The organism is Allobosea sp., assembly GCF_051860145.1.
GTDB lineage: Bacteria > Pseudomonadota > Alphaproteobacteria > Rhizobiales > Beijerinckiaceae > Allobosea.
The window spans coordinates 1-26,109 of sequence record NZ_JBHYEM010000001.1 but is presented as its reverse complement, the minus strand read 5'-3'; the positions used below and the strand labels follow the sequence as shown (position 1 = coordinate 26,109).

Sequence of the window (26,109 nt, the reverse complement as noted above, 5' to 3'; positions counted from 1 at the left end):
GCCATTCCAACCGAGGACGGCTCGGACGCTACGGCGCGACATCCTGCGGGCGGGCCGCCGTCGCGGCGGACGGTGTCTCTCCTCCCAGCACGTCGAAGAGCCAGGACAGGCCGAGATCCATCATCGCGGCCTTCGACGCGACGGCATTGAGCCGGAAGGAGCGTAGCGGCAGCGGCGCGTCCAGGCCGATGACCCCGAAGCGTGGCGCGTGCATGGTGGCAAACCGCCTCGGCAGCGCGCAGACCAGTTCGGTCTCGGCAACGACGGCAAGCGCGAACATGAAGTTCGGGACGGTCAGCGCGATCCGCCGCGAATGGCCTTGCCGCGCCAGGATCTCGTCGACGAAGCCATGAGGATCGCCGGTGAGCGAGACCACGAGATGCTGCATCTCGCAATAGCGCTGCAGGGTCGGCTCATCCGCAAAGGGATGTCCGGCGCGCATCGCGACGATGAAGTCCTCTTCATAGAGCGTGCGCTGGTGAAAGCGCCGGGGGATGTGGTCCGAGGGCATGATCGCGATGTCCATCTCGCGCGCCTCCAGCTCCGAGAAGGTGGATTGCCAGGCACGTTCCGGCGAGGTTTCCCCCCGCAGCGGCAAAAGCTGACGCACGCAGATGTCGATATTGGGCGCCTGTTCGCGCAGCTCGGCGAGAAGCTCCGGCAGGAACACCGCTGAGACGCCGTCAGGCGCGCCGATCGTGAAGCGGCGCGTCGATCTGGCCGGGTCGAACGGCTCGGCGGTGGAAATGACGTTCCTTACTTGCGCCAGCACCGCCGTGATCGGCGCGGCGAGTTCGGTCGCGCGCGCCGTCGGCACGACGCCGCGCGGCGTCTTGAGGAACAACGGATCGTTGAGCAGGCGGCGCAACCGTCCAAGCCCATGACTGATTGCCGAAGGCGTGAGGTTCAGGCGGGCGGCGGCCCGGCCGACATGTCGCTCTTCGAGCACGGCCTCGAAGAGGACGAGAAGGTTGAGGTCGGCACGAGAGAGGTCAATTTCATTCAGCATATTGCTGAAATCGTATCATTGGATTCAGCAAGGAGATAGTGCGATCTCAAGCCCAGGCAAGGCGCTGTCGCGCTTTGCAACGATGAAAATCCGAATGGGAGAGATCCAGATGGCAGCCTCACGGCGTTCGATTCTCAAAGCGGCCGGCTTCGGCCTCGCAGTGCTCCGAAGCGCAGGAGTGGAACTGGTCTCGGCAATCGCGCAGCCAGGCCCCGCCGACGGCGATGTCGCCCGCCTTATCGAGCGCTCCGCCGCATCGAACGCTGCGCTTATGCGCGGTGACGTCGCCCGCTATCGCGCCCTGACCACGCTCACGCATGATTTCACGCTGATGTCACCGTTCGGCGGAAAGCCCACCCGCGGCTGGGAAATGACGAATGAACGTTGGGACGCGATGGGGCGCTTCTTCCGCAACGGCACCCTGGTGCAGGAAGTGGTCCAATCATACGCGTCGGCCGACATGGTCGTGCTTGCGCTCATCGAGAAGGCCCATGTCGAGGTCGGAGGCTTGCCGGCGCAGGATTGGCCGCTGCGCGTCACCCTGGTCTATCGCCGCGAAGGTTCCGAATGGCGGTTGGCGCATCGCCATGCCGACCCTCTCGTCAAGGGCATCAGCTTGGAACAGGCGGCCGCTCTGGCCCGTTGAGCCGCTGCCAAAGCCTCGTCGGCGGCGTGGCCCTGAAACGGCCGCAACCTGTTTTCACCACAGGACCACTTCCCTTGCATGAGAGAGCGTGGTTCTGCATTGAGCGCGGGGTCGGCTCGGCGAATGCATCGGTCCCGGCCTCGACGGAACCTGCCCGTTCGCCCCGCGCGAACGCTCATGCTCAAGAAGGTAGCGCCATGGATGTCCTCGACCACATGACCCAGCCGCAGGAGAAATGGCGCGACGGCGTGATGACGCTGATGCGCGTCTCCGCCACGGTCGGCAGCCGCCAGCTCTGCATTTTCGAGCAGTTCTGCGACCCGGGCCTAGGCGCGCCGATGCATCTCCATGCGGTCGAGGAGGTGCTCGAAGTCATCGAGGGCGAGGCCGAGATCACCTTGCGCGACAAGACCATGATCGTGAGCGCCGACCAGTCGGTGCTCATCCCGGCCGGCGCCCGGCACGGTTTCAAGAATGTCGGCACCGGCATCCTGCGCGTGCGCGCCACCCTGGCGGCCGCGATCTTCGAGGCCTCCTATGACGATCGCAATGAGCTCTCGCGGCGCTATGTCCCCGAGAATGCCTGACGATCGTCATTGCGAGGAGCGCAGCGACGAAGCAATCCAGGGGACTGCGCGAGACCTCTGGACCGCGTCGCTGCGCTCGCGACGACGGGTCGGGCCGGGGCCGGTCAGATCCCTCTGATCAGCCCGCCATCGACGCGGATCTTGGCGCCGGTGACATAGGACGCCCGCTCGCTCGCGAGGAAGGTCACGACATCGGCGAATTCCTGCGGCTGACCATAGCGGCCGGCGGGGATCGTCGCGATCGAGGCCTTGCTGACCGCCTCGCGCGACGATCCCGTCCGGTTCGCCGCGGCGTCGTCGAGCTGGTCGACGCGCTCGGTATGGATCCGCCCGGGCAGGACGACATTCACCGTCACGCCCTGGCTCGCGACCTCGGCCGCCAGCGTCTTCGACCAGCCGACCACGGCGGCGCGGATGCCGTTGGAGAGCGCGAGGCGCGGGATCGGCTGCTCGATGCCGGACGAGACGATGCTGACGATCCGGCCCCAGCCGCGCTCGGTCATGCCGGGCACGAGCTGCTGGACGAGGTGGAACAGGTTGGCGGCCATCGCCTCGAAATGCGTCAGCCAGTCGGCGCGCTTGGCCTCGCGCGCCTCGCCGGGCGGCGGGCCGCCGGAATTGCCGATCAGGATGTCGACGCCGCCCTCAGTGATCAGTTGCTTGGCCAGCGCATCGACCGAGGCGATATCGGCGAGGTCCAGCTTCGCGGCGCTGACCCGGCCGCGCTGTTCTGTCGGCAGCGCGGCGATCCAGGCGGCGAGCGCCTCCTGGTTGCGGGCGGCGGCGATCACTGTCGCGCCCTCCGCCGCAAGGCTCTGCGCGATCGTCGCGCCGAGGCCGCGGCTGGCGCCGAGCACCAAGGCGCGCTTTCCGGAAAGGCCTAGATCCATCAGTTGATCTCCTGCAGTCGCCGCGTCTGCCGTGCGACGAGGCGTTCGATATCGGCGATGTCGGCGCCCGAAAGGGTCGAGCCGGGTTTGCGAAGCGCACCAGACGCGATCGCGCCGCGCTTGGCGAGCAGATATTTGCGGATGGCGAGCCCATGACCGGGCTGCTGCTCGTAGCGAGCCAGCGGCAGATAGGCGTCGAACAGGTCATGCGCCCGCTCGACCTGGCCGGCCGCATGCGCCTTCCAGACGTCGACCATCATCTCCGGATAGGCGAAGCCGGTCATCGCGCCATCGGCGCCGCGCGAGAGCTCCTCCGGCAGGAACAGCCCGCCATTGCCGGCGAGGATCGAAATCCGCCGTGCGCCCTTGTCGCTGGCCGCGCGCAGCGCCGCGATCTTGGCGAGGCCCGGCCAGTCCTCGTGCTTCAGCATCACGCAGCTCGGCTGCGCCTCGACGATGCGCAGGATCACCGAAGGCGCGATCTGCACGTTGGTCGCGAGCGGAAAATCCTGCAGCACGAAGGGCGTCTTCGGCCCCAGCGTCCTGGCGACCATGTCGTAATAGGAGACGATCTGATCATCGGTCCGCAATGTTGCCGGCGGCGCCACCATGACGCCGGCTGCGCCGTCGCCCATCACGCTCTCGCTCAGCTCGGCCATCGCTGCGAAACCGGCCGCCGAGACACCGGCGACGACCGGCACGCGGCCGTTCACGCGCGCCAGCACGCGCCGCACGAAGCTGCGCGATTCGTCCGCGGTCAGCTTCGGCGCCTCGCCCATCATGCCGAGCACGGTCAGCCCGGTCGCGCCCTTCTCCAGATAGAAATCGACCATCCGGTCGGCGCTCGGCAGGTCGAGCGCGCCATCCTCGGTGAACGGCGTGACCGCGATCACATAGACGCCCTTCGCGCCTTCATCCAGCAGGGTCATGATATCCTCAGGTCTCGGTGGGGTGGGGCAGGAGTTTGCCGGGGTTCAGCCGGCCGTCCGGATCGAACAGCCGCTTGAGTGACGCCATCAGCTCGAGCTCGATCGGCGCCTTGCAGCGCGGCATCTCCGAGACGCGCAGCTGGCCGATGCCGTGCTCGGCGCTGATCGAGCCACGCCGCTTGCGCGTCTCGTCATGGACGATGCGGGTCAGGCCCGGCGCCTGTGCCGCGAATTCGTCCTCGTCGAGATAGGCAGGCGGCAGCAGGTTGTAGTGCAGGTTGCCGTCGCCGAGATGGCCGAAGACGATCGGCCGGATGCCCGGCAGGACGGCGCTCACGGCCGCATTCGCCGCCGCGACGAAATCGGCCATGGCGGCGACCGGCACCGAGACGTCGTGCTTTGCCGCCTTGCCGGCCCGCACCAGCGTTTCCGAGACGCCCTCGCGGATGCGCCAGAAGGCTTTCGCTTGCGTCCCGTCCTGGGCGATGGCGGCGTCGAGCGCGCCCCCCGCCTCCAGGGCCTCGGTCAGCGCGCCCTCCAGCCGCCGCGTCAGCGCCGGTTCGTCATCGGCGTCCGAGAGCTCGATCAGCACGGCGGCGGGTGGCATCGCGCCAAGCGGCAGCCGCGCATCCGCGATGTGGTGCAGGATCAGGGCGAGGCAATCGCCGGTCATGAACTCAAAGGCCGTCAGCCGGTCGCCGCAGCGCGCCCGCACCGAAGAGAGCAGGGCGAGCGCCGCGCTCGCATCGTCGATGGCGACGAAGGCCGTCGCTCGCGCCGTCGGCCGCGGGAAGAGTTTCAGCACGGCGCCGGTGATGATTCCGAGCGTCCCTTCCGAGCCGATGAAGAGGTCGCGCAGCGCGTAGCCAGTATTGTCCTTGCGCAGCGCGGTCAGCCCGTCCCAGATCCGTCCGTCCGGCAGCACGACTTCGAGCCCGAGCGTCAGCTCGCGCATCGTGCCGTAGCGTAGCACCGCGACGCCGCCGGCATTGGCCGCGAGATTGCCGCCAATCGTGCAGCTTCCCTCCGCGCCGAGGCTGAGCGGAAAGAAGCGCTCGGCCGCCTGCGCCGCCTCCTGGACTTTGGCGAGGACGACGCCGGCCTCGACGGTCATCGTGTTGCCGATGCTGTCGATCGCCCTGATCCGGTTCATCCGGGTCAGCGACAGCACGATGGCCTGCCCAGACGCGTCGGGGGTCGCGCCGCCGGACATGCTGGTATTGCCGCCTTGCGGCACCACCGGGACCTTGCGCTCGGCGCAGAGCGCCATCACGGCGGCGACCTCCTCGGTCGAGCCAGGCCGGACGATCGCCGCGGCGGCGCCGCGATATTTACCGAGCCAGTCCGTGAGATAGGGCGCCTGTGTGTCTGCGTCGGTCAGGACATGCGCCTCGCCGACGATCGCGGCGAGGGAAACGATCAGCTCGCTCACGCCGCCGTCCCCCGCAGCGTTCGCCCGCCCCAGCCGAGCCGGGCCCGGCCGATCGCCATGGTCACGGCCGCCTGGGTCGGCTCGACCACCGGCACGCCGAGCTCCTTCTCGAGCGGCTCGCGGAAGCGCGCCATGCCGGCGCAGCCCATGACCAGCACATCGGCATGATGGGTGTCGCGCAGCGTGCGCCCGACATCGGTCATGCGGCCCATGGTGCGCCCGTCATCGGCGAGTTCGGCGACGGTCAGGCCGACCGGGAGATCGCCGGCGCAACGGTCCATCACGCCCATCGCGCCGAAATAGCGCAGATGGCGCGGCACCGAGGCGGGCAGGATGGCGATCACGCCGAAGCGCTGGCCGAGCGTCATCGCGGTCAGGACGCCGCATTCGGCGATGCCGAGCACCGGCCGCTCGCTCTGCTCGCGCAGGGAATGCATGCCGGGATCGGAGAAACAGGCGATGACGAAGGCGGCCGCATCGTTCTCCAGCGCCGCCGCCCGCTTCAGCAGGGGCGAGACCAGCCCGTCGACATCGCGTTGCGACTGGATGCCGGGAGGCCCCTCGGCCAGGGTCAGGCATTCGATCGCCGGGCCATCGGTGGAGCGCAAGGGCGCCACGGCAGCGTCGATGCCTGCCGTCACCCCCTGGTTCGAGTTCGGGTTGATGACATAGATCGTGCCGCTCATCGGGTCTCTCCTTCGGGCTTGGCGGAGGCGGCGGCCTGCCGCGCGCGCCAGCTCTCCAGCGTCTGGCGCGGCGCCTGGAAGCGGTCGCGCAGGGTGACGTACCAGTCGGCGCCATGCAGGCGGCCGACCAGGTCGAGCTTGTCGATATCGACATGCAGCCGCTCGTCGACGATGCCGTCGCGGATATGCAGATGCTGGATCTCGCCGACCACGAGGTTGCGGTCGCGCGTGCCGAGCGAGAGCGAGACGGTCTCGCGGCATTCGAGCTGGACGGGCGACTGCGTAAGACGCGGCGCGATGACCTGGCGGCTCGGCGCGGTCTCGAGACCGGCGGCGGCGATCTCGTCGACATCGCCCGGAAAATCGATGGCGCAGACCTGCATCGCCTCGACCAGCGCCCGGTCGACGAGATTGACGACGAAGCTGCCGGTCGCCCGGATGTTGCGCATCGTGTCTTTCAGCACGGCCTCGCCGCCGGCGCGCCCCTCGATGCCGAGCACGACGAGCGGCGGCGCATGGCTGAAGACGTTGAAGAAGCTGAACGGCGCGGCATTGGCGCGCCCCTGCGCGTTCACCGTGGTGACGAGCGCGATCGGGCGCGGCAGCACGGTGTTGACGAGGAGCTTATAGAGGTCGCGCTCGGCGAGGTCGTTGACGGCCCATTCCATCGCGTCAACCGAGCGTCGCGTCGAGCAGGCGCACGGTCTCCGCCAGCACGCGCGCCCCGTCCGCCGCCTGATGCGGCTCGATCGCCTCTTCGGGCGCGTGGCTGCGGCCGTCGCGGCAGGGCACGAAGATCATGCCGATCGGGCCGGCGGCCGCGACGAACATGCCGTCATGGCCGGCGCCGCTCGGCATTTCGCGCGAGGACAGTCCGAGCGAGGCGGCCGCCTGGGCGATCGCCGCGCGCACTGCCGGTGCGCAGGCGGTGGGCGAGACGCTGCTGATAGGCTCCGAGGCGACATGCAGGCGCAGCTTCGCGAGCTCCGGTGTCAGGTCGCGCACCAGGGTTTCGCCGAAGAGCTTCACGGCAGCCTCGTCGCCGGAACGTGCCTCCAGGATCAGCACCGCCTCGCCCGGCACGGCATTGGCGGCGTTGGGGCTGACCTCGATGCGGCCGACGGTGGCGACCAGCGGCTGCGCATCCCGCGAGCGCGCGCTGGCGCGTTGATAGGCGGCCTCGATCAGCTTCGCGGCGCCGACCAGCGCATCGGCGCGCAGCGGCATCGGCGTCGCACCGGCATGGTCGGCCCGACCGGTGATGGTGATGCGCTCGCGCCTGATGCCGACGATGTCGGTGACGACGCCGATCGCGACGCCCTCGTTCTCGAGCACGCGGCCCTGCTCGATATGAACCTCGACATAGGCCGCGACGCTGTCGGGGCCGCGGCGCACCGAGCCGAGCTCGTCCGGCCGCCCGCCGACATAGGCGATGCCCTCGCGGAGCGTCATCCCGTCCGGCCGGGTCATCGCCAGCTGCGCCCCGGTGAGCGCGCCTGCAAGCGCGCGGCTGCCGATGCAGGACAAGCCGAACTCGCTCGGCTCCTCGGCGAGGAAGTCGTAGATCTCCAGCGAATGCCGCAGCCGGTCGCCGCGCTCGATGAAGCTCTGCGCCACTTCGAGCCCGGCGAGCACGCCGAGGATGCCGTCATAGCGGCCGCCCGAGGGCACGGTGTCCGAATGCGAGCCGAGGATGATCGGCTTCAGCGACGGGTCGGCTCCGGCGAGCCGGCCGACCAGGTTGCCGCCGGCATCGATGCCGGTCGCCAGCCCCGCGGTGCGGAACTCCGCCGCCAGCCATTCACGCCCTTCGAGGAAGCGCGGCCTGAAGGAGCGCCGCGTCCAGGGCCGGTCGGGATCGGTGAGCTTCGACAGCGCCTCGATGCGCCGCCACAGCCGGTCTGCGTCGATCGACATCGCCGCCGCTTACGCTGCGGGGCGCAGGAAATGGCCGTCGCCGGCCTTGTTGCGGATCTGCGAGCCGTCCCAGGCGAGGGCGCCGCGGACATAGGTCGCCGCCACCCGCACGCGGAACTCGCGGCCCTCGAAGGAACTCCATTTCACCGCGGCGAGGCTCTTGCTCGGGTCGTGGATGAAGCGGCCGGGCTCGAGCACGACGATGTCGGCGTCGGCACCGGGGGCGAGGCGGCCCTTGTCGGCGAGCAGGAAAGCCTTGGCCGGGCCCTCGCAGAGCTGCTTCACCGCCATGGTCGGCGAGATGCCGCGCTCCTCGCAGCCGGTCCACAATGCCGGCAAGAGGGTTTCGATGCCCGGCCCGCCCGAGGTGTTCTTGAAGATGTTGGGATCGCCCTTCTTTTCCAGCCCCCAGGAGACGTGGTCGGAGGAGATGAAGTCGCAATGGCCGGCGGCGAGATGGCTCCAGAGCAGCTCGCTCTCGGCCTTCGGCCGGATCGGCGGGTAGTGCTTGATCTTGGCGCCGAAGCGCGGCCCGTGCTCCTCGGCATTGAGCATGAAATACTGCACGCAGCTCTCGATCGTCGCCTTGTGGCCGGCGCGCTTGTAGAGGTTGCAGATCTCGAAGCCGCGCGAGGTCGAGACATGCACGGCATGCGCCCGCGCGCCGGTCTCGGCGCCGATCTCGTAGACGCGCGCGGTGGCGAGGTTCTCGACCAGCGGCGTATGGGCGCGCAGGAAGGCGTCCTGCCCGGTATCGCCGGCCTCGATCAGGCGCGCGATGTTCCGGCGCGTCATCTCCTGGTCCTGGTTGTGCACGCCGCAGAGCAGGCCGGTCGGCTCGATCAGCCTGAAGGCCTCGTAGATCGTGTCGTCGCCGATGCGCGGGAAGCGGGTTGGGTTGGCCTCGAAGGTCGAGAACTTGAAGGCGCAGGCGCCGGCTTCGACCAGGCCCGGAATTGCATGCAGCCCGTTCTCGATGGTGATCGTGGCATAGAGCGCGACATCGACATGGGCGTCGCGCTCGACGACCGCGACCTTCTCGTTGAAGAGCTTGGCATTGGTGACCGGCTCGGGCTCGTCATAGGGCATGTCGACCATCACGGTGACGCCGCCGGCCGCCGCCGCCCGCGAGCACATCCCGATGCCCTCGTGATTGGCCTGGCTGCCGGAATGGACCTGGCCGTCGATCACGCCGGGGATGATCCACTGGCCGCGGAAATCCTGGGTCTCGCGCGCCGAAGGCGGCGTGCCGGAGCCGACCTTGCCGACCTTGTCGCCGCTGACGGCGACATAGCCGTCCTCGATGATCCGGTCGGACAGGACGACGTTGCCGCGAAGGACGAGATCGAAATCACTCATGGTCTGATATCCGCTTGAGATGGCTTGCCTGTCGGCGCGGCGTCACGATAGCGGCTCGGCTCCAAAGCCAAACATACCAATTCTGCCGTCGCCCATAACGGGCTGTTATTTGACGAAACGGCAGGCGACTAGACCGCCTTGCCGAGCGCATAGCCCGTCAGGTCGATGCCGAGCGCCCTCTCGACTACGGGATAGACGCTTGGATCGGTGACGCTCGAGCTGAGCGGGATCTTGTCCTTGGCGATGCGCAGGATCGAAAGCTCCATGCCCTCGCTGATATGGCCGACGCTGACCGGCTTGCCGTCACTGTCGAGCGTGGTGATCACGTCGGGGTAGCTGGCGAGCCGCGCGCCGTCGGGATCGGTCACCGCCATATATTCGTTCATGACATGGAGGATGCGCGCCGTCGGGCCGGAGCCGACCTGGATGGTGCCGATGTCGAAGGCCTCGGTCGTGTATTGCACGGCCTTGCGCGCCACCGGCCCGCGTCCGATGATCGAGCCGCCGGTCTGGTCGCAGATCGCGTCGATGACGGCCGAGCCGCCCTTGCCCGTCGCGGCGAGGATGCGCTCGCCCAGCGCCAGCGCCATCGAGATGCCGCCCAGCGCCGCGTGCTTGCGGACATAGGAGGCCGGAACCGGGTTGCGGCAGGAGGCGATGAAGCCGCCGGACATGTCGGAGGCGGTGCGCAGGATCGGCGAGACCTTGGCGGTCGCGCCGCGCGTCACCAGCTCGATATAGGAGTTCTTGGCGCGGTTGCCGCCGACCGCGACCTGGATCGTTTGCTCGGGACTGTTGGCGAGGCCGATCGAGCCCATGTCGCCGGTCGGATGGGCCCGGATGTCGCCGACGGCATCGATCACCTTGACGCCGAGCAGGGCGCTCGGCAGCCAGGCGTTGAGCGTGCTCGACATGCCGTTCTGGCCGATGATCAGGCCGTAGACCGGCTTGCCGAGCGCCTCCTGCAGCAGCTGGACGGCGCGGACATAGTCGACGCCGAGCATCTCCCATTCGGTCGTGCCCGCCGGCGCGCCGATGGCTGCCGCGGTGGCGATGATCGCGTCGTCGGGCGCATCCTCGATCGAGACCAACTCGGGCCGGCCGGACAGCACCGCGGCCGTGCCGAGCATGCGGCCGTGATCGGCCCAGCCGCCGCCGCCGGCCGCGAAGATCGATCCGCCGGCGATCGCCGCCTCGACATCCTTGATCGTCAGAAAGCGTCCCATCGCCCAGCCTCGCTCGCACGCGTTCGCCGGCCGGCTGGCCGGTTTCCAGCGAGACTAGAGGACTGCGCGCCCAAGAAAATATGCTAATTCAGCCAGCAGCCATAACCGGACGTTATTCGCATGCGATTGAACCTGCGCCAGCTCGAAGTCTTCCGCGCCATCATGATCACCGGCTCGATCAGCGGCGCCGCGCGGCTGCTCTCCGTCTCTCAGCCGGCGATCAGCCGGCTCCTGGCCTATACCGAGGACAGGCTGGAGCTGCGCCTGTTCGAGCGCGTGCGCGGCCGCATCCAGCCGACGCCGGAGGCGCGCCGGCTCTTCACCGAGGTCGACCAGGTCCATCAGGGCGTGCTGCGCGTCAACGAGCTCGCCGAGGAACTGCGCGAGCGCGGCACCGGCTCGGTCCGCATCGTCGCCAGCCCGAGCGTCGGCCAGACCATGGTGCCGGACGCGATCGCGCGGCTGCGCCAGCGCTTCCCGGATCTGCGCGTCGAGTTCGAGATCCTGACCCTGCTCGAGGTCATCGCCAAGATCACTAGCGCCCGCGCCGATCTCGGCGTCTCCGTCCTGCCGGTCGACGAGCCGACCATCCAGTCGCAGGTGATGACCGAGGGGCGGCTGATGGCGATCATGCCGCGCGACCATCCGCTGGCGCGCTTGCGGGTCGTCAGGCCGGCCGATATCGCGCCCTACCCGCTGATCGGCTTCGGCCCGCAGACGCCCTATGGCTACATCGTGGAGCAGGCTTTGGCCTCGAGCCCCGAGCCGATCAAGGTCAGCACCGTCGTCCGCTTCACGCCGGTCGCCTGCGCCATGGTCCGGGCTGGCGCAGGCGTCGCCGTCGTCGATGAGTTCGTGCTGCGCGGGCGGACCTGGCCCGAGCTGGTCTCGCGCCCGCTCGCGCCGATCACGCGGGTGCGCGCTCATTTGCTGACCCTGCGCTACGAGCCGCTGTCGCGCACCGCCCGCGCCTTCGTCGACATCCTGCGCGATCTCGTGCCGCCGCCCCCTCCGGAGGGCGGCGAGCCGGCCGATTCCATCCCGACCGACTTAACATGAGATTATGGACCCCCGACAATATGTGATTGGTAAGGCATGAATTGCCGCTGATAGAGTTCGGCTTCGGGTTGGCCGGATTGTTGCAAGCGAAGGGCGCGGCAATCCCGGTGCGCCATTCGCTGCGTGGGATCGCGGCGTCGAACGGGAGCAGGATCATGAGATTTTTGTCGGTCAACGCAGCGCGCGCCGCTGTCCGGGGCTTTGCGGTCGCGGCTCTTCTCGCCACGCCGGTGCTCGCCCAGGACGCCGATCATCCGGCTAATGAAAAGCTCAAGGTCGCCTGCGATCTCGGCTTCGCGCCGTTCTGCTTCAAGACCGCGACCGGCGAGACCACCGGCTTCACCTACGACATGTCGGCGGCGCTGGCGAAGCAGCTTGGCCGCCCCGGCGTCGAGGTCACCGATTCCAACTTCTCGGCGATCTTCGCCGGCCTGTTCTCGAAGCGCTACGAGATGATCCCGGCGCCGACCAACATCACGCCGGAGCGCGCCCAGCAGATGCTGTTCAGCGAGCCCTATATGCCGACCGGCCTCGGCTTCCTCGTCAAGAAGGGCGGCAAGATCGCCAATCTGGAGGAGCTGAAGGGCAAGGCCGTGACCGTCAATAACGGCTCGATCTCGGACAAGTGGCTGACCGACAACGAGGCCAAATACGGCTACACCATCCAGCGCTACAACAAGAACGCCGACGCCGTGCAGGCGGTGATGATCGGCCGCGCCTTCGCCAATGTCGCCGACGTGCCGGTCTCACGCTATGTCGCGACCCAGACCCCGACCGCCGAGGTCGCCTTCGTGCTCGATAGCGGCCGCAATTTCGGCATCGCCTTCCGCAAGGAGGATGCGGCTTTCCGCGCCAAGGTCGAGGCGGCGCTCGAATGCATCAAGACCGACGGCACGCTCGCCAAGATCCACGAGAAATGGTTCGGCGTGAAGCCGGATGCCGGCTCGTCCATAGACAAGGTCTATCCGGGCGTCGGTGCGCCGGATTTCGAGGGCTATGACGCCACGCCGCACAAGGCCACCTGCCAGTGAGCGCAGCGGCTGAAGCGGCGCCCGCGCCCGGACAGGCGATCGTCGAGATCGCCGGCCTGCGCAAGAGCTTCGGCGATGTCGAGGTTCTGCGCGGCGTCGACCTCCGGGTCAACAAGGGCGAGGCCGTCGTCATCGTCGGCTCGTCCGGTTCGGGCAAGAGCACCTGCCTGCGCTGCATCAACCGTCTGGAAGAGCCGACTGCGGGCACGATCCGCGTCGGCGGCGAGGAAGTGACCGGCTCCAAGGTCGATCTCAACCTGCTGCGCCGGCGCATCGGCATGGTCTTCCAGGGCATCAACCTCTACCCGCACAAGACGGCGCTGGGGAACGTCACGCTCGCGCTGCGCAAGGTCGTCGGGCTGGGCAAGGCCGAGGCCGAGGAAAAGGCTCGTCATCATCTCGAACTGGTCGGACTCTCGCACAAGGCCGACTCCCATCCGGCGGAGCTCTCGGGCGGCCAGCAGCAGCGCGTCGGCATCGCCCGCGCCATGGCGTTGGAGCCGCAGGTCATGCTTTTCGACGAGCCGACCTCGGCGCTCGATCCGGAGCTCGTCGGCGAGGTGCTCAACGTCATGGTCCGCACCAAGGAGATGGGCATGACCATGATCGTCGTGACCCATGAGATGCATTTCGCGCGCGATGTCGCCGATCGCGTCGTGTTCATGGACCATGGCGCCGTCCTGGCGGAAGGCACGCCGCAGGAGATCCTGGTCTCGCCGCAGCACCAGCGCATCCGCGACTTCGTCACCCGTTCGAGGGCCTGACGGGCGCATGGATCAGATCATCCGCTATTTCTTCGATTTCTCGCTGATGGCGGCCTATTGGCCGGATATCCTGCGCGGTTTCTTCATCACCATCCAGATGTCGGTGCTGACCGTGCTGATCGGCATCCCGCTCGGCCTGGTGATCGCCATCCTGCGCCTCTACGGCTTCAAGCCGCTCAACGCGCTGATCATCCTCTATATCGATTTCTTCCGCTCGATCCCGCAGCTCGTGCTGATCGTGCTGGCCTATTTCGCGCTGCCCTATTTCGGGCTGGTGCTGGAGCCCTTCACCGCGACGGTCGTCGCGCTCGCGATCGTGCTCTCGGCCTTTTGCGAGGAGATCTTCTGGGCCGGCATCAACGCGGTCTCGAAGGGGCAGTGGGAGGCCGGGCGCTCGACCGGCCTCGGCTTCAACCAGACGCTCGCCTATATCATCCTGCCGCAGGTCGTGCGCATCTCGATCCCGCCTTTGACCAACCGCGCCATCGGGATCAGCAAGGGCACGACGCTCGGCTCGGTCGTGGCGGTGCCCGAATTGCTCAACGTCACCTCGAGCATCCAGTCCAACGTCGCCAACCCGACCGCGCTGACCGTCGGCGCGCTGCTCTTCCTGCTGCTGTTCCTGCCCTTCGTGCGTTTCACGCGCTGGCTCGAGCGCGCCTATGCCCATCCGAGGTCGTGATGGACGATCTCGTCACGACATTCTTCAATATCGACGTCCTGAAGCAGGTCTGGCCGCTGCTGTTGCAGGGCCTGTGGATGACGCTCGGGCTCGCCGCGGTCGCCGTGCCGCTCTCGGTCGCCTGCGGCGTTGCCATCGCCATGGCCCAGGATTCGCAGAGCAAGCTGCTGCGCATGCTGCTCGTCGCCTATGTCGACGTGCTGCGGGCGATCCCGCCGCTGGTGCTGCTGATCTTCATCTTCTTCGGTCTGCCCTTCCTCGGGCTGAAGCTGCATGAATTCACGGCCGCGGTGCTGGCGCTGACGCTCAACGGCTCGAGCTATTTCGCCGAGATCTTCCGGGCCGGCATCGAATCCGTGCCGAAGGGCCAGCGCGAGGCGGCGCGTTCGACCGGTCTGACCTGGCGCCAGAGCATGACCTATGTCGTGGTGCCGCAGGGCACGCGGAACGTCCTGCCCGACCTGATCAGCAACACGGTCGAGCTGGTCAAGCAGACCTCGATCGCCTCGGCCGTCGCCTTGCAGGAGCTGCTGCGCTCGGCCCAATTGGCGCAGGGCCTGCTCTACAATCCGACGCCGCTGGTTGCGGTCGCGATCGTCTATTTCCTGATGTTCTGGCCCTTCGTGCGCATGGTGTCGCGGCTGCAGAACAAGGCGGTCGCCCAAGCGGGATGAGCACTGTCCGGATGAGCGCCGGCCGACCCGGAGATCCGTCATGAGCGAGTATGATCTGGTCATTCGCGGCGGAACGGCGGTGACCGCGACCGAGATCGCAATGTGCGACATCGGCGTCAGGGACGGGCTGATCGCCGGGATCGGGACGAATCTGCGCGGCCGCGAGAGTGTCGACGCCAAGGGGCTGCTCGTGCTTCCCGGCGGCGTCGACAGCCATGTCCATCTCGATCAGCCCTTCTCCTCCGGCGCCGATATCGCCGACGGTTTCGCCAGCGGCACCGCCTCGGCCGCAGCCGGCGGCACGACCACGGTCGTCTGCCACGCACCGCAGATCCGCGGCGGCTCGCTGGCGCAGGCCGTCGCGTCCTATGCCGAGAAGGCGAAACAGGCCCGGATCGACCATGGCTTCCATCTCCTGGTCAACGACCCGACGCCTGACGTGCTGGAGCGCGAATTGCCGGCGCTGGTCGAGGCCGGGCACCGCTCGGTGAAGGTCTTCATGACCTATGAGAGCAACCGGCTCGGCGACGCGCAGATCCTGCAGGTGCTCGCCGCCGCAAGGCGAGCCGGCGCGCTGGTCTGCGTCCATGCCGAGCATCACGAGCTGATCGGCTGGCTGACGCAGGCGCTGCTGGCGGCGGGGCTGACCGCGCCGCGCCATCTCGCCTGGGCCAAGCCGATGGTGGTCGAGCGCGAGGCGACGCACCGCATCCTGGCATTGGCCGAGGCGCTCGACGCGCCGCTCCAGATCTTTCACGTCTCCGGCGCGCAATCGGGCGAGGAGGTGGCGCGCGCCCAGGCGCGTGGCCAGAAGGCCTGGGCCGAGACCTGCACGCAATATCTCGTGCTCGGCGAGGCCGACATGGACAGGCCCGGCTTCGAGGGCGCCAAGTTCATGATCTCGCCGGCTCTGCGCCAGCCGGCCGATCGCGAGGCGTTGTGGCAGTTCATCCGCGACGGCGTGATCGACATCGTCTCTTCCGACCACTCGCCGCTGCGTTTCGACGATCCGCGCGGCAAGAAGCAGCATGGCGAGGCGGCGCCGTTCAACAAGATCCCCAATGGCGTGCCCGGTCTCGCCGCGCGCCTGCCGATCCTCTATTCGGAAGGGGTCGCCAAGGGTCGCATCGACCTGCGGACCTTCGTCTCCATCGTCTCGACCAATCCGGCGCGCCGCTTCGGGTTGGCGCCGCGCAAGGGCGCGATCGCGCTCGGCGCGGACGCCGATATCGTGCTGCTCGATCCCAAGAAGCGCGTCTGCCTGACCAATGCCCTGCAGCATCACGGCAGCGACTACACGCCCTATGAAGGGCTCGAGCTGCAGGGCTATCCCGTCGCCACCTATCAGCGCGGCCGCCTGATCTTCGACGGGACGCAGGTGCTCGCCGAGCCGGGCGACGGCCGGCTGCTGATGCGGTCGGCCTATCCGGAGATCGCCCCGACCGGCCGCTTCCCGACGCCGTTCGATCCGTTCTCATAGACCGCATCGGCGTCATCCCGGCCAAGCTGCGTCAGCGGCACAGAGCCGGGGTCTATCCGGAACGCATTCCGTTCAGGCATGGATCCCGGGTCTCCCTTCGGTCGCCCAGGATGACCTCAGCGTTTTACAGATATGCCGGCACGCCCCGCGGATAGATCAGGCTCTTCACCATGCCGCTTTCGTTTTCGGCATGCCGGCGGAAGGCGTCGGGCGTCTCTTCCAGCGTGAAGCGGTGGCTGACCACGGCCTCGACATCGACCTTGCCGCGCGCGACGAGTTCGATCGCGCGCGGATAGACATGGCCCATGCGCCGCGAGAACTTGATCGAGAGGCCGCGCCGCCGCGCCTCCGAGGCGGGCAGCGTATAGGTATCGCCATCAGGGATGCCGACGAGCACGATGCGCCCGCCGATCCGCGCGGCGCGCACCGCATCGCGAAATCCTTCCGGCGCGTTCGTCGCCTCGATCACCAGCGGCATGCCTTCACCGCGCGTCCATTCAGCGATGTCCTCGACGCTGGCGCCGGCTTTTGCCGCGCCGAGCTTCAGGGCGAGCGCCCGGCGATGGGGCAGGGGATCGCAGGCCAGGACCTCGCCGGCGCCGACCGCCTTCAGGACCTGGAGGATGAGCAGCCCGATCGGCCCGCAGCCGACCAGCGCCACGCGTTCCAGCAGCTTCGGCCTGGCGAGATCGACGGCATGGATCGCGACGCCCAGCGGCTCCAGCATCACTGCGTCGAGCGGCGTGAAATCCTGCGGCACCGGCACGATCAGCGAGCGCGGCACCCAGATCCGCTCGGTCATCGCGCCATGATGGGGCGGTGCGCCGATGAAGGCGACATTCGGGCAAAGATTGGGATGGCCGGCATGGCAATGGTCGCAATGGCCGCAGGCATGGTTGGGATCGACCGCGACGAGGGCGCCGCGCGCCAGCCCGAGCTCCGGCAGATCCTCTGTCAGCCAGCCGCCGAACTCGTGGCCGGGCACGAAGGGCTCGCTGATCGCCGCCGCGCCGATGCCGCCATCCTTGTAGTAGTGCAGGTCGCTGCCGCAGAGCCCGACGGCCGCCACGTCGAGCAGCGTCTCGCCCGGCGCGCCCTCGCGCAGGTTGAAGGGCGCGACGCGCGCATCGCCGGGAGCGTGGAGAAAGACGGCTCGGGACATGTCGGGGTCGAGACTCCAGGCGGTGAGAAACGCCTTCTACAAATGTATTCTGTATCTTACATTAGTTTTGGTCAACCCGACTCATCAGGTGCCGGGACATGCGTGGAGCGGGGTTCGGGCGCGGCGCGCGATTGCATTGTGGTCGGCCTCCCGACTGATGTATTCCGGTCAAGGCAAATGTAATCCGGCCGCCGCCGCGCGGTCCCGATGCGACGATCGCCCACGGAGCTGCGATGCCGGACGATGCACAGACCCAGGTCCGAGCCGCATGGCTCTATTACATGGAGGGGCTGACCCAGGCGGAGATCGCCGACCGCCTCAAGATGACGCGCCTCAGGGTCAATCGCCTGCTGGTCGAGGCGCGCAGCAGCGGCCTCGTCAACATCACCATCAATTCCCGCCTCGAGAGCTGCGTGCGCCTGGAGCGCGCGCTGGTCGAGGAGGGCGGCCTGCGCGAGGCGGTGGTGGTGCCCACGCCGGCCAAGGCCGAGCAGGTGCCGGCGCTGATCGGCCGCGCCGCGGGCGAGCTGATCTCGCGGATGGTCGAGGAGCGGCCGCATGGCGGCTTCGGCGTCGGCTGGGGCGGCACCTTGCGGGAGACGATCCGCCATGTCCGTTCCGGCCAGTACCCGCAGATGCAGGTCACCTCGATGATGGGCGGCCTGACCTACGGCATCGAGCTCAACACCTTCGAGATCGCCAGCGGGCTGGCCCGGCGCTGGCAGGCCGAATGCCATTACCTCGCCGCGCCGATCTATGCCGGCACGCCGCAGTCGCGCGACACCATCCTGGCCCAGGATGTCTTCGAGGAGGCTTTCGCCCGCATCCGGGCGGTCGATATCGCCGTGCTCAGCGCCGGCGATTTGACCGAGCGCTCGCTGCTCGTCCGCTACGGGCTGCCGAAGGACGTGCGGCCGGAGGAACTGGCGGCGCGGGGCGCCGTCGGCGACATGCTCGGCCAGTTCATCGACGCCGAAGGCAATCCGATCGACCACCCGATCAACCGCCGTGCCATCGCCCTGCCGCATGATGCCATGCGCCGCATCCCGACCGTGATCCTCGCCTCGGGCGGGCTCAACAAGGCCGCCATCATCGCGGCCGCAATACGGGCTCGGCTCGCCTCGGTGCTGGTCACTGACGAGCGGACCGCTTCTGCCGCGCTGAAGCTGCTGCGCGGCTGAGCCCCGATGGCCCTGGTCCTCGGCATCGATCTCGGCACTTCCGGCGTCAAATCGGTGCTCGTCGACGAGCGGGACAGGATCGTGGCGGAGGCGACCGCTCCGCTCACCGTCTCGCGCCCGCGGCCGCTCTGGTGCGAGCAGGAGCCGGAGGATTGGTGGCAGGCCGTCGCGACGACGCTCGACGCCTTGGCGGCGACCGAGCCGAAGCGCATGGCCGCCGTGGCGGCGGCGGGCCTCTCCGGACAGATGCTCGGCGTCGCCTGCCTCGACGCGGCGGATCGACCGCTGCGCCCGGCCCTGCTCTGGAACGATGGCCGCGCCACCCGTGAATGCGCCGAGATCGAAGCTGCCGTCCCCGATTTCGCCGGCTTGGTCGGTTGCCGGGCGATGCCGGGTTTTCCGGCGCCGAAACTGCTCTGGCTCGCCCGGCATGAGCCGGAAACCCTGGCACGGACCCGGCGCATCCTCCTGCCCAAGGACTATATCCGGCTGAAGCTGACGGGCGTCGCCGCCAGCGACCATGCCGATGCCAGCGCCACGCTGCTCATGGACACGCGGGCGCGGTGCTGGAGTCCGGAGCTGCTCGCCGCCTGCGGGCTCGACGAGGACAGGATGCCGGCTCTTCTCGCCTGTCACGAGATTGGCGGGACGCTGCTGCCCGGCCTCACCCGCCGCTGGGGCCTGCGCGCCGGCCTGCCGATTGTCGGTGGCGCCGGCGACAACATGTGCGGCGCGGTCGGCGCCGGCGTCGTCGCTGCTGGTTCCGCCTCGATCAGCCTCGGCACCTCGGGCGTCTATTTCCTCGCCAATGATCGCTTTCTTCCGGCGCGCGACCAGGGCATGCACACCCACCGCCACGCCGTCGGCGGGCTTTTTGGGCAGAATGGCTGCGTGCTCAGCGCCGGCGCGGCGCTCGCCTGGGTGGCTTCGCTGGTCGGGGCGAGCGACATTCCGCGGCTCATGCGCGAGGTCGAGGCGGCTGGGCTCACTATTGCGGATACGCCGGTCTTCACGCCCTATCTCGCCGGCGAACGCACGCCCCATGACGATGCGGCGCTGACCGGCGCCTTCTCGGGTCTCACCATGGCGACGACCCCGCTGCATCTGGTGCAGGCGGTGTTGGAAGGCGTGGCGCTGGCGCTGGGAGAATGTCACGCCGCGCTCGCTTCCTCCGGTGCCCCGGTCCGGCAGCTCGCGCTCGTTGGCGGCGGAGCCCGCAGCCGGCTCTGGGCGCGCCTCGTCGCCAGTGCGATCGGCATGCCGCTGGCGGTCTCGGACAGCGCAGCGATCGGCCCCGCTTTGGGCGCCGCCCGCCTCGCCCGTCTCGGCATCGGCGGCCCGTTGCTGGCGGACGGGATAGGCGGCGAACGCGGCGTCGAGATCGCCCCGGAGGCGGCGCTGGCCGAGGCGCTCGCGCATAAGCGTCGCGGCTACGAGCGCCACCTCATGCTGCGCTGAAGCATTCAAGCGCCGCGGATCGCCTCCAGCAACTCGTCATGGATCAGACCGTTCGAGGCGATCTTCTCGAGGTCGTCGTCGCCGGCCTCGCGTCCGTCGAGGGTCGTGACCCGTCCGCCCGCGGCGCGCACCAGCGGCATCGCCGCGGCATGCGAGACGATGTCGGCCTTGAGGCCGATGAAGGCGTCGAGCCGTCCGGCCGCGACCAGCGACATTTCGAGCCCGCCCGAGACGACGATGCGCACGCCCCGCGTGATCCCGGCGAGCCGGCGGATGACGTCGCTGGTCCGTGCCACCTCCTCGGTGGTGTAATGCGAGGTCAGCACGACCGAGACGACGGCATCAGCGAGCGAGGCGGTGCCGGAGACATGGGCCGGGCGGTCGTTGACGGTCGCGACGCCGCCCTCCGCGTAGCGCGCCACGATCCCGGCGAGCGGCGCATGGGTGAGGCCGAGCACGGTCCGGCCCGCAACCTGATAGGCCATCGTCACCGAGAACCAAGGCAGGCCGCTGGCATAGTTCACCGTGCCGTCGAGCGGATCGATGATCCAGCGCGCGGCATCCTTGGAGCCGCTGAAACCGGCCTCCTCCGACAGGATCGCTGCATCCGGCGTGAGCCGGCGCAAGCCATTGATGACCAGCTTCTCCGAGGCGAGGTCGGCGGCGGTGACGACGTCGCGCAATTCCTTGCGGGCGACTGCGAGCTGCTCGCCCTGCATGCGCACCAGCAGTTCGCCGGCCTCGCGGGCCAGCGCATCGGCCGGGCCGAGCAGCGAGGATATTTGCGGATCAGGCATGAGCGGCCACCGGCTGGGCCTGGCCGGGATAGTCCGGGTCGGCGATGAAATCACGGATCGGGCCGAAATCGCCGATTGGCTGCAAATGGCTGACGAGCCCGGCCTCGGCATCCCAGACATGCAGCGCGAAGGCCGGCGGCTCCATGATCAGGCGGTTCTCGCGGCCGGGCCGCAGGTCGAGCGCCACCTGATGCGCGGTGCCCGGCGCGACATAGCCGATCGTGCCCGCGAAACGCCGCTGGATCGGGCGGTGGTAATGGCCGCAAATTACCCGCTCGATCTCGGAATGGCGCGCGATCAGCGCGGCAAAACCCGGCGAGACCCGGCAGGGCATGACGTCCATGCCGTCGACGGCGACGCGGAAGGGCGGGTGATGCATGAAGATGACGGTCGGCCGCCCGTTCCCTTCAGCCAGGCGCCCGGCCAGCCAGGCCTCGCGCTCGGCGCAGATCTCGCCCCCATCCTGGCCGGCGATGACGGTGTCGAGCCCGATCAGGCGAACCGGAAAATCCTCGACCGTGTAGTGCAGGAAGCCCGCCTTCGGCAGATAGCCATGGCTGGCGCCGAGCACCTGCGCGAAACTCTCGCGCCGGTCGTGATTGCCCGGCACGGCATAGACCGGCATCGGCAGCGCCGCGAGCGCCTCGCGCACGATCTCGTATTCCTCGGGCAGGCCGCAATCGGTGAGGTCCCCGGTGACCAGCACGCAGTCGGGACGCGGCTCCATCGCCAGGACGGCGTCGACCGCCCGCCGGATCGCGGCATTGGTGTCGATATCGCCATAGGCGGGGCGGCCGACGGGGCGGGCATGGAAATCGCTGAGCTGGGCGATGATCATTGAAGGACCTTCGAGAGAAAGTGGCTGCCTGTAACCTCAGCCCTCATCCTGAGGAGCCGCGTAAGCGGCGTCTCGAAGGATGCAGCCAGTGCGCTCTGGATCATCCTTCGAGACGCGGACTTCGTCCGCTCCTCAGGATGAGGGCTCGAAAGATATACCACCCGGCAGCGAGGCCGGGTGGCGATGGCGTTCGGCCTTAAGAAGCCTCGTTCACTTCATCAGCGCTTCGGTCTCGGAGACGATGCGCTCGATGCCCGCCTTGGGCGCGATCTCGCCGCGCATCACGCCGGAGACGACCTCGCGCTGCTGGCGCCAGATCCGGACCGAGTTGCCGCCCGGATAGCCCTGCCACGGCGCGGCGCGCGAGACCTGGCCGTTGATCGTGCGGAAATTCGCGTTCTCCTTGTAGAACGGGCCGAGGAAAGCGTCCTCGCCAGCGCGCAGGTTCGTCGGCATGTAGCCGGCGGTCTCGACCACGATCTTCTGGGCCTCGGGGCCGGTGACGAACTTGATGAACTCCCAGGCCGCCTTCTGCTTGGCCGGGTCCTTGGCGGTGATCAGGGCCGCGTTGCCGCCGGTCGGCAGCGTGCCCTTCTCCTTGTTGTCGACGGGGAAGAGCGCGGTCTTCAGCGTGAAGCGCTCGCCGACGAGATCCGTGACCTGGCGCAGCCGCGCCGGCGTGTCGAAGAAGATGCCGATCTTGCCGGCGATGAACTGCTGGCGCGACTGGTCCCAGTCGATCAGCGGCATGCCGCCATCGCTGACGAAGCTGCGCAGCGTCGCGAGGATCGTCTCGCCGGTCTCGCCGCCGAAGGCGACCTTCTTTCCGTCCGCGCTGAGCAGAGGCGTGCCGCCCTGCAGGACCATGCCGCGCCACAGCCAGTCATCCGGCCAGTCATGGATGTTGTAGGCGAGGCCGGCCGTGTCGCCGCTGCGGATCTTTTTGGCCAGCGCCAGCAGGTCGGTCCAGGTGTCGGGCATCTTCTCGGGATCGCCACCGGCCTTCTTCACCAGGTCGGCGTTGAAATACATCAGCGGGGTCGAGGCGTTGAAGGCGAGGCCCGACTGCTTGCCGTTGACCTGGCCGAGCGAGAGCAGCGCGTCCGAATAATTCGCCTTGCGCCAGGCCTCCGGCTCGGCTGCGAGCATCGGCCCGAGATCGACGATCTGCTTGCGCTTGTCGAGCGACTCGACCAGCTCGGTCAGCAGGTGGAAGCCGGAATAATACACGTCCGGCAGCTGGTTGGTGACGGACTGACGCAGCATCGTCTGATGCCCCTCGTCATAGCTCGCCGCCGGGGCGCGGAAATTGATCTTGATCTTGGGATTCTGCTTCATGAATTCCGCGGCGATCGGCTCGTGGAACTTGGCGAAGGCGGGGAAGGCGTAGAGCACGTCGAGGGTGACGTCCTGGGCCCGCGCCGCCGTCGAGGCGACGAGGGCGAGCGTCGCCGCAGCGAGCGCCCTGCCGAAACGTTTCATGGGTCTTCTCCGTGGTGGCTGGTCTTGGATGGATGGTCTTGCGTCAGGCTTGGGCTACTTCACTCCGGTCATCGTGATGCCGTCGATGAACCTTCGTCTTGCGATCAGGAATGCGATGACGAGCGGCGCGGTCAGGATCGTCGCCGCCGCCGTCAGCGCGCCGTAATTCGAGCCGGTCTCCGCATCGGCGAAGAACATCATCCCCAGCGGCGGCGGCGCCAGCTTCGCGTCGGAGATGACGATGAGCGGCCAGTACAGGTCGTTCCAGTGTGCCACGGCCGAGAACACCGAGAAGGCGGCGATGGCCGGCCAGGCGCTCGGGGTCACGATCCGCCAGACGATCTCGAACTCGCTCATGCCGTCGAGCCGGGCCGCCTGGATGATGTCGTCGGGAAAGCCGCGGAAGAACTGGCGGAACAGGAAGATGGCGAAGACCGAGAGGAAGAACGGCACCATCATCGAGAAATAGGTGTTGAGCAGCCCGAGCTCGGCCAGCGCGATATAGAGCGGCATGGCAGGCACCTGTACCGGGATGCACAGGCCGAGCAGCACCAGCACGAAGAGCAGGTTGCGGCCGGGGAAGCGCAGCTTGGCGAGCGCATAGGCGCAAGGGATCGCGACCAGGAGCTGCACCACCAGGATGCCGACGCAGAGGATGACGCCGTTCAGCGCAAAGCGCAGCAGCGGCGCCTTCTCCAGCGCGAAACGGTAGTTCTCGACCCCGTAGAACTGCTTCGGCCAGAGCGAGATCTCGGCGTTGAAGATCTCGGCCGGCGGCTTGATCGAGGTGATCAGCATCCAGACGAAGGGCAGCAGCATGAAGATGGCGCCGCAGAGCAGCAGCCCATGCGTGAACGCGAGCGACAGCAGGCGCCGGGCCACCGCGCCGGCGGGCGTGATCGCGATCGCGGCCCGGTCGGGGGCTGGGAGGTCGATCGTCGCCATCAGTAATGCACCTTCTTGTCGAGCGTGAAGGTCTGCGCCACCGAGAAGACGAGGATGAAGGCGAGGAAGACGAAGGTCAGCGCTGCCGCATAGCCGGTGTGGAAATACTGAAAGCCTTCCAGGTAGATGTTATAGAGCAGCACCTCGGTCGAGCCGATCGGCCCGCCCCGCGTCATCACCGCCACCGTGTCGAAGACCTTGAAGCCGGTGATCATCGTGGTGACGATGACGAACATCGTGGTTGGCCCCAGCAACGGCCAGGTGATGGTCAGGAAGCGGTCGATCGGGCTGGTGCAGCCGTCGATCTCGGCTGCCTCGTAGAGATCGCGCGGGATCGCGGTCAGCCCGGCCAGGAACAGGATCATGTTGAAGCCGATGAGCTGCCAGATGCCGATCACGGCAAGCGTGGCGAGCGCCGTCGAAGGTTCGCTCAGGAAGGCGACCGGGCCGAAGCCGAGCCATTTCAGCACGGCGTTGACCGGGCCGAGCGCCGGGTGGAGCAGGAACTGCCAGACCGTCGCCATCGCGATCAGGGTCGAGGTCACCGGCAGGAAATAGATCACCTCGTAGAAGGAGCGCGTCTTGCGCCGGCCATGCACCAGGATGGCGATGAGCAGCGCGCCGAAGACCGCGCCCGGCACGACGATCGCCACATAGAGCAGCGTGTTGCCCACTGCGCGGCGGATGATCGGGTCGGCCAGCGCCTTCTTGAAATTGGCGAAACCGACCCAGTCCATGGCGATCGCGCCGAACTCGTAATTGGTCAGGCTCAGGATGCAGAGCACGACCAGCGGCAGCAGCATGGTGAGCACGAGCAGCACCAGCGCCGGCAGAACGAAGCCGAGCCCGGTCAGCCGTTCGAGCCAGAGCCGGCGCTGCGGCCGGGCGAATGTCCCGCTGGCGGAGACGGCGCTCATCCTCAGGCCCTCAGCGGGATGACGGAGCGCGTCGCACCAGTGCCGCTTCGGGTCTCCAGGCGCTGGCCGGCCGCGTCGAAGACATGGCAGGCGGCTTCGTCGAAGGTCAGCGCGACCTCGCTCGACTCGCCGATCGTTGCGGCCGTCGCCGGCGCCGCGCGCATCGTCACGCCGGGCGCGTCGCGGCCGGCGAGGTCGAAATGCAGGATATATTCGGAGCCGAGATTCTCCTTGCGGCGCAGGCGCGCCGAGAACCATGCGCGTCCGCCATGGCCGGGCTCGCCCTGGGCGAGCGACAGCGCTTCCGCCCGGATGCCGAGCGTCACGGCGGCACCCGGCGCCCCGGCGACGCCGAGCGACAGCGGCCGGCCGAACAGCTCGACCCTGCCGGAGGCTGCAACCGTCGCCGGCAAAAGATTGATCGCCGGGCTGCCGATGAACTGCGCCACCTTCAGCGAGGCCGGGGCTTCGTAGAGCTCGGACGGCGTGCCGAGCTGCAGCACCTGCCCGCTATCCATCATGGCGACGCGGTCCGACATGGTCATCGCCTCGACCTGGTCATGCGTCACATAGATGAAGGTCGCGCCCAGGCGCTTGTGCAGCTCGGCCAGCTCCGTGCGCATGTGCACGCGCAGCTTGGCGTCGAGATTGGAGAGCGGCTCGTCCATCAGGAACACGGCGGGGCTGCGCACCATCGCGCGGCCGAGCGCGACGCGCTGGCGCTGGCCGCCGGAGAGCTGGGCCGGGCGGCGCTCGAGCAGATGTTCGAGCTGGAGCTGGCCGGCGACCGCGGCGACATCGGCCTCGATGCCGCGCAGGACCTCGCGCCGCTGCCGCGACAGCAGCCGCAGCAACGGCAGGCGCTGGCGCAGCTTCAGCCGCGCCATGGTCAAAGGCAGGGCGATGTTGTCGCGCACCGTCATATGCGGATAGAGCGCGTAGCTCTGGAACACCATTG

26 protein-coding genes are annotated in these 26,109 nt (G+C 68.2%); 10 read left to right on the top strand and 16 right to left on the bottom strand.

Features of this window, described 5'->3' with window-relative positions:
* Window positions 1–28: 28 nt before the first annotated feature.
* Window positions 29–1,009: a LysR family transcriptional regulator gene (locus ACTIF2_RS00130; protein ID WP_439494983.1), complete on the bottom strand. Its 981-nt coding sequence runs from the start codon at window positions 1,007–1,009 to the stop codon at window positions 29–31.
* A 94-nt stretch (window positions 1,010–1,103) separates the two neighbouring features.
* On the opposite strand from ACTIF2_RS00130, the gene ACTIF2_RS00125 reads away from it, so the two are divergent.
* Both ACTIF2_RS00125 and ACTIF2_RS00120 read left to right on the top strand, forming a co-directional pair.
* Entirely contained in the window at window positions 1,104–1,655 is a 552-nt protein-coding gene (locus tag ACTIF2_RS00125; protein ID WP_439494982.1) for a YybH family protein, read from the top strand.
* Between the two features lie 197 nt (window positions 1,656–1,852).
* The gene (locus ACTIF2_RS00120) at window positions 1,853–2,242 is read left to right on the top strand and encodes a cupin domain-containing protein (RefSeq protein WP_439494981.1); all 390 of its coding nucleotides are present in this window, start codon (window positions 1,853–1,855) and stop codon (window positions 2,240–2,242) included.
* A gap of 104 nt (window positions 2,243–2,346) precedes the next feature.
* Here the strand turns inward: ACTIF2_RS00120 and ACTIF2_RS00115 are convergent, their stop codons facing one another.
* From ACTIF2_RS00115 to ACTIF2_RS00080, 8 genes are all read right to left on the bottom strand, one after another.
* Window positions 2,347–3,132 (bottom strand): SDR family oxidoreductase, encoded by a 786-nt coding sequence (locus ACTIF2_RS00115; protein WP_439494980.1) that lies wholly within the window; start codon window positions 3,130–3,132, stop codon window positions 2,347–2,349.
* Window positions 3,132–4,061, bottom strand: a complete 930-nt coding sequence (locus tag ACTIF2_RS00110; RefSeq protein WP_439494979.1) for a dihydrodipicolinate synthase family protein — start codon at window positions 4,059–4,061, stop codon at window positions 3,132–3,134. Before ACTIF2_RS00110 ends, ACTIF2_RS00115 begins: the two co-directional genes overlap by 1 nt.
* 7 nt (window positions 4,062–4,068) lie before the next feature.
* Window positions 4,069–5,493, bottom strand: a complete 1,425-nt coding sequence (locus tag ACTIF2_RS00105) for an FAD-binding oxidoreductase (protein WP_439494978.1) — start codon at window positions 5,491–5,493, stop codon at window positions 4,069–4,071.
* Window positions 5,490–6,179: an aspartate/glutamate racemase family protein gene (locus tag ACTIF2_RS00100; RefSeq protein WP_439494977.1), complete on the bottom strand. Its 690-nt coding sequence runs from the start codon at window positions 6,177–6,179 to the stop codon at window positions 5,490–5,492. Before ACTIF2_RS00100 ends, ACTIF2_RS00105 begins: the two co-directional genes overlap by 4 nt.
* Entirely contained in the window at window positions 6,176–6,847 is a 672-nt protein-coding gene (locus tag ACTIF2_RS00095; protein ID WP_439494976.1) for a flavin reductase family protein, read from the bottom strand. Before ACTIF2_RS00095 ends, ACTIF2_RS00100 begins: the two co-directional genes overlap by 4 nt.
* A gap of 4 nt (window positions 6,848–6,851) precedes the next feature.
* A complete protein-coding gene (locus tag ACTIF2_RS00090) occupies window positions 6,852–8,096 on the bottom strand; it encodes a Zn-dependent hydrolase (RefSeq protein WP_439494975.1) in 1,245 nt (414 codons plus the stop codon).
* Window positions 8,097–8,105: 9 nt separating this feature from the next.
* Window positions 8,106–9,455 (bottom strand): dihydroorotase, encoded by a 1,350-nt coding sequence (locus ACTIF2_RS00085; protein WP_439494974.1) that lies wholly within the window; start codon window positions 9,453–9,455, stop codon window positions 8,106–8,108.
* A 128-nt stretch (window positions 9,456–9,583) separates the two neighbouring features.
* Window positions 9,584–10,681, bottom strand: coding sequence for a DUF917 domain-containing protein (locus tag ACTIF2_RS00080; protein ID WP_439494973.1), 1,098 nt, complete (start codon window positions 10,679–10,681; stop codon window positions 9,584–9,586).
* 120 nt (window positions 10,682–10,801) lie between these two features.
* Between ACTIF2_RS00080 and ACTIF2_RS00075 the strand changes: the two genes are divergently transcribed.
* The 6 genes from ACTIF2_RS00075 (at window position 10,802) to hydA (ending at window position 16,371) form a co-directional block, all read left to right on the top strand.
* Window positions 10,802–11,740 carry a LysR family transcriptional regulator gene (locus ACTIF2_RS00075; protein WP_439494972.1) on the top strand — a complete coding sequence of 313 codons (939 nt, stop codon included), beginning with the start codon at window positions 10,802–10,804 and terminating at the stop codon, window positions 11,738–11,740.
* Between the two features lie 155 nt (window positions 11,741–11,895).
* Entirely contained in the window at window positions 11,896–12,771 is an 876-nt protein-coding gene (locus tag ACTIF2_RS00070) for a substrate-binding periplasmic protein (RefSeq protein ID WP_439494971.1), read from the top strand.
* The gene (locus ACTIF2_RS00065; protein WP_439494970.1) at window positions 12,768–13,535 is read left to right on the top strand and encodes an amino acid ABC transporter ATP-binding protein; all 768 of its coding nucleotides are present in this window, start codon (window positions 12,768–12,770) and stop codon (window positions 13,533–13,535) included. The genes ACTIF2_RS00070 and ACTIF2_RS00065 overlap by 4 nt, the downstream gene beginning before the upstream one ends.
* A 7-nt stretch (window positions 13,536–13,542) precedes the next feature.
* The gene (locus tag ACTIF2_RS00060) at window positions 13,543–14,217 is read left to right on the top strand and encodes an amino acid ABC transporter permease (protein ID WP_439494969.1); all 675 of its coding nucleotides are present in this window, start codon (window positions 13,543–13,545) and stop codon (window positions 14,215–14,217) included.
* Window positions 14,217–14,891 carry an amino acid ABC transporter permease gene (locus ACTIF2_RS00055; RefSeq protein WP_439494968.1) on the top strand — a complete coding sequence of 225 codons (675 nt, stop codon included), beginning with the start codon at window positions 14,217–14,219 and terminating at the stop codon, window positions 14,889–14,891. The genes ACTIF2_RS00060 and ACTIF2_RS00055 overlap by 1 nt, the downstream gene beginning before the upstream one ends.
* A gap of 40 nt (window positions 14,892–14,931) precedes the next feature.
* A complete protein-coding gene (hydA, locus tag ACTIF2_RS00050) occupies window positions 14,932–16,371 on the top strand; it encodes a dihydropyrimidinase (RefSeq protein WP_439494967.1) in 1,440 nt (479 codons plus the stop codon).
* A gap of 124 nt (window positions 16,372–16,495) precedes the next feature.
* Here hydA and ACTIF2_RS00045 read toward each other — a convergent pair whose 3' ends face one another.
* On the bottom strand, window positions 16,496–17,533 hold the full coding sequence (locus ACTIF2_RS00045; protein WP_439494966.1) for a zinc-dependent alcohol dehydrogenase: 1,038 nt from the start codon (window positions 17,531–17,533) through the stop codon (window positions 16,496–16,498).
* Between the two features lie 233 nt (window positions 17,534–17,766).
* Here ACTIF2_RS00045 and ACTIF2_RS00040 point away from each other — a divergent pair, with 233 nt between their 5' ends.
* Window positions 17,767–18,714 carry a sugar-binding transcriptional regulator gene (locus tag ACTIF2_RS00040; RefSeq protein WP_439494965.1) on the top strand — a complete coding sequence of 316 codons (948 nt, stop codon included), beginning with the start codon at window positions 17,767–17,769 and terminating at the stop codon, window positions 18,712–18,714.
* A 6-nt stretch (window positions 18,715–18,720) separates the two neighbouring features.
* Window positions 18,721–20,172, top strand: a complete 1,452-nt coding sequence (xylB, locus tag ACTIF2_RS00035; RefSeq protein ID WP_439494964.1) for a xylulokinase — start codon at window positions 18,721–18,723, stop codon at window positions 20,170–20,172.
* 5 nt (window positions 20,173–20,177) lie between these two features.
* Here xylB and ACTIF2_RS00030 read toward each other — a convergent pair whose 3' ends face one another.
* The 6 genes from ACTIF2_RS00030 to ACTIF2_RS00005 form a co-directional block, all read right to left on the bottom strand.
* On the bottom strand, window positions 20,178–20,969 hold the full coding sequence (locus tag ACTIF2_RS00030) for an inositol monophosphatase family protein (RefSeq protein ID WP_439494963.1): 792 nt from the start codon (window positions 20,967–20,969) through the stop codon (window positions 20,178–20,180).
* Window positions 20,962–21,807 carry a phosphodiesterase gene (locus ACTIF2_RS00025; RefSeq protein ID WP_439494962.1) on the bottom strand — a complete coding sequence of 282 codons (846 nt, stop codon included), beginning with the start codon at window positions 21,805–21,807 and terminating at the stop codon, window positions 20,962–20,964. Before ACTIF2_RS00025 ends, ACTIF2_RS00030 begins: the two co-directional genes overlap by 8 nt.
* Before the next feature lie 210 nt (window positions 21,808–22,017).
* Window positions 22,018–23,289, bottom strand: coding sequence for an ABC transporter substrate-binding protein (locus ACTIF2_RS00020; protein WP_439494961.1), 1,272 nt, complete (start codon window positions 23,287–23,289; stop codon window positions 22,018–22,020).
* A gap of 54 nt (window positions 23,290–23,343) precedes the next feature.
* On the bottom strand, window positions 23,344–24,108 hold the full coding sequence (locus ACTIF2_RS00015; RefSeq protein WP_439495587.1) for a carbohydrate ABC transporter permease: 765 nt from the start codon (window positions 24,106–24,108) through the stop codon (window positions 23,344–23,346).
* Window positions 24,109–24,233: 125 nt separating this feature from the next.
* The gene (locus ACTIF2_RS00010) at window positions 24,234–25,151 is read right to left on the bottom strand and encodes a carbohydrate ABC transporter permease (protein ID WP_439494960.1); all 918 of its coding nucleotides are present in this window, start codon (window positions 25,149–25,151) and stop codon (window positions 24,234–24,236) included.
* A 2-nt stretch (window positions 25,152–25,153) separates the two neighbouring features.
* The coding region (locus tag ACTIF2_RS00005) for an ABC transporter ATP-binding protein (RefSeq protein ID WP_439494959.1) at window positions 25,154–26,109 on the bottom strand (956 nt) is incomplete at its 5' end.

Excerpts from the sequence above, each read along its gene's own strand:
- ACTIF2_RS00125 (WP_439494982.1), top strand. The coding sequence starts at position 1,104 with ATGGGAGAGATCCAGATGGCAGCCTCACGGCGTTCGATTCTCAAAGCG.
- ACTIF2_RS00045 (WP_439494966.1), bottom strand. The coding sequence starts at position 17,533 with ATGTCCCGAGCCGTCTTTCTCCACGCTCCCGGCGATGCGCGCGTCGCG.
- ACTIF2_RS00095 (WP_439494976.1), bottom strand. The coding sequence starts at position 6,847 with ATGGAATGGGCCGTCAACGACCTCGCCGAGCGCGACCTCTATAAGCTC.
- ACTIF2_RS00025 (WP_439494962.1), bottom strand. The coding sequence starts at position 21,807 with ATGATCATCGCCCAGCTCAGCGATTTCCATGCCCGCCCCGTCGGCCGC.
- ACTIF2_RS00030 (WP_439494963.1), bottom strand. The coding sequence starts at position 20,969 with ATGCCTGATCCGCAAATATCCTCGCTGCTCGGCCCGGCCGATGCGCTG.
- hydA (WP_439494967.1), top strand. The coding sequence starts at position 14,932 with ATGAGCGAGTATGATCTGGTCATTCGCGGCGGAACGGCGGTGACCGCG.
- ACTIF2_RS00020 (WP_439494961.1), bottom strand. The coding sequence starts at position 23,289 with ATGAAACGTTTCGGCAGGGCGCTCGCTGCGGCGACGCTCGCCCTCGTC.
- ACTIF2_RS00090 (WP_439494975.1), bottom strand. The coding sequence starts at position 8,096 with ATGTCGATCGACGCAGACCGGCTGTGGCGGCGCATCGAGGCGCTGTCG.
- ACTIF2_RS00070 (WP_439494971.1), top strand. The coding sequence starts at position 11,896 with ATGAGATTTTTGTCGGTCAACGCAGCGCGCGCCGCTGTCCGGGGCTTT.
- ACTIF2_RS00110 (WP_439494979.1), bottom strand. The coding sequence starts at position 4,061 with ATGACCCTGCTGGATGAAGGCGCGAAGGGCGTCTATGTGATCGCGGTC.
- ACTIF2_RS00015 (WP_439495587.1), bottom strand. The coding sequence starts at position 24,108 with ATGCTGCTGCCCTTCGTCTGGATGCTGATCACCTCGATCAAGCCGCCG.
- ACTIF2_RS00040 (WP_439494965.1), top strand. The coding sequence starts at position 17,767 with ATGCCGGACGATGCACAGACCCAGGTCCGAGCCGCATGGCTCTATTAC.
- ACTIF2_RS00100 (WP_439494977.1), bottom strand. The coding sequence starts at position 6,179 with ATGAGCGGCACGATCTATGTCATCAACCCGAACTCGAACCAGGGGGTG.
- xylB (WP_439494964.1), top strand. The coding sequence starts at position 18,721 with ATGGCCCTGGTCCTCGGCATCGATCTCGGCACTTCCGGCGTCAAATCG.
- ACTIF2_RS00130 (WP_439494983.1), bottom strand. The coding sequence starts at position 1,009 with ATGCTGAATGAAATTGACCTCTCTCGTGCCGACCTCAACCTTCTCGTC.
- ACTIF2_RS00055 (WP_439494968.1), top strand. The coding sequence starts at position 14,217 with ATGGACGATCTCGTCACGACATTCTTCAATATCGACGTCCTGAAGCAG.
- ACTIF2_RS00010 (WP_439494960.1), bottom strand. The coding sequence starts at position 25,151 with ATGAGCGCCGTCTCCGCCAGCGGGACATTCGCCCGGCCGCAGCGCCGG.
- ACTIF2_RS00060 (WP_439494969.1), top strand. The coding sequence starts at position 13,543 with ATGGATCAGATCATCCGCTATTTCTTCGATTTCTCGCTGATGGCGGCC.
- ACTIF2_RS00120 (WP_439494981.1), top strand. The coding sequence starts at position 1,853 with ATGGATGTCCTCGACCACATGACCCAGCCGCAGGAGAAATGGCGCGAC.
- ACTIF2_RS00075 (WP_439494972.1), top strand. The coding sequence starts at position 10,802 with ATGCGATTGAACCTGCGCCAGCTCGAAGTCTTCCGCGCCATCATGATC.
- ACTIF2_RS00085 (WP_439494974.1), bottom strand. The coding sequence starts at position 9,455 with ATGAGTGATTTCGATCTCGTCCTTCGCGGCAACGTCGTCCTGTCCGAC.
- ACTIF2_RS00115 (WP_439494980.1), bottom strand. The coding sequence starts at position 3,132 with ATGGATCTAGGCCTTTCCGGAAAGCGCGCCTTGGTGCTCGGCGCCAGC.
- ACTIF2_RS00080 (WP_439494973.1), bottom strand. The coding sequence starts at position 10,681 with ATGGGACGCTTTCTGACGATCAAGGATGTCGAGGCGGCGATCGCCGGC.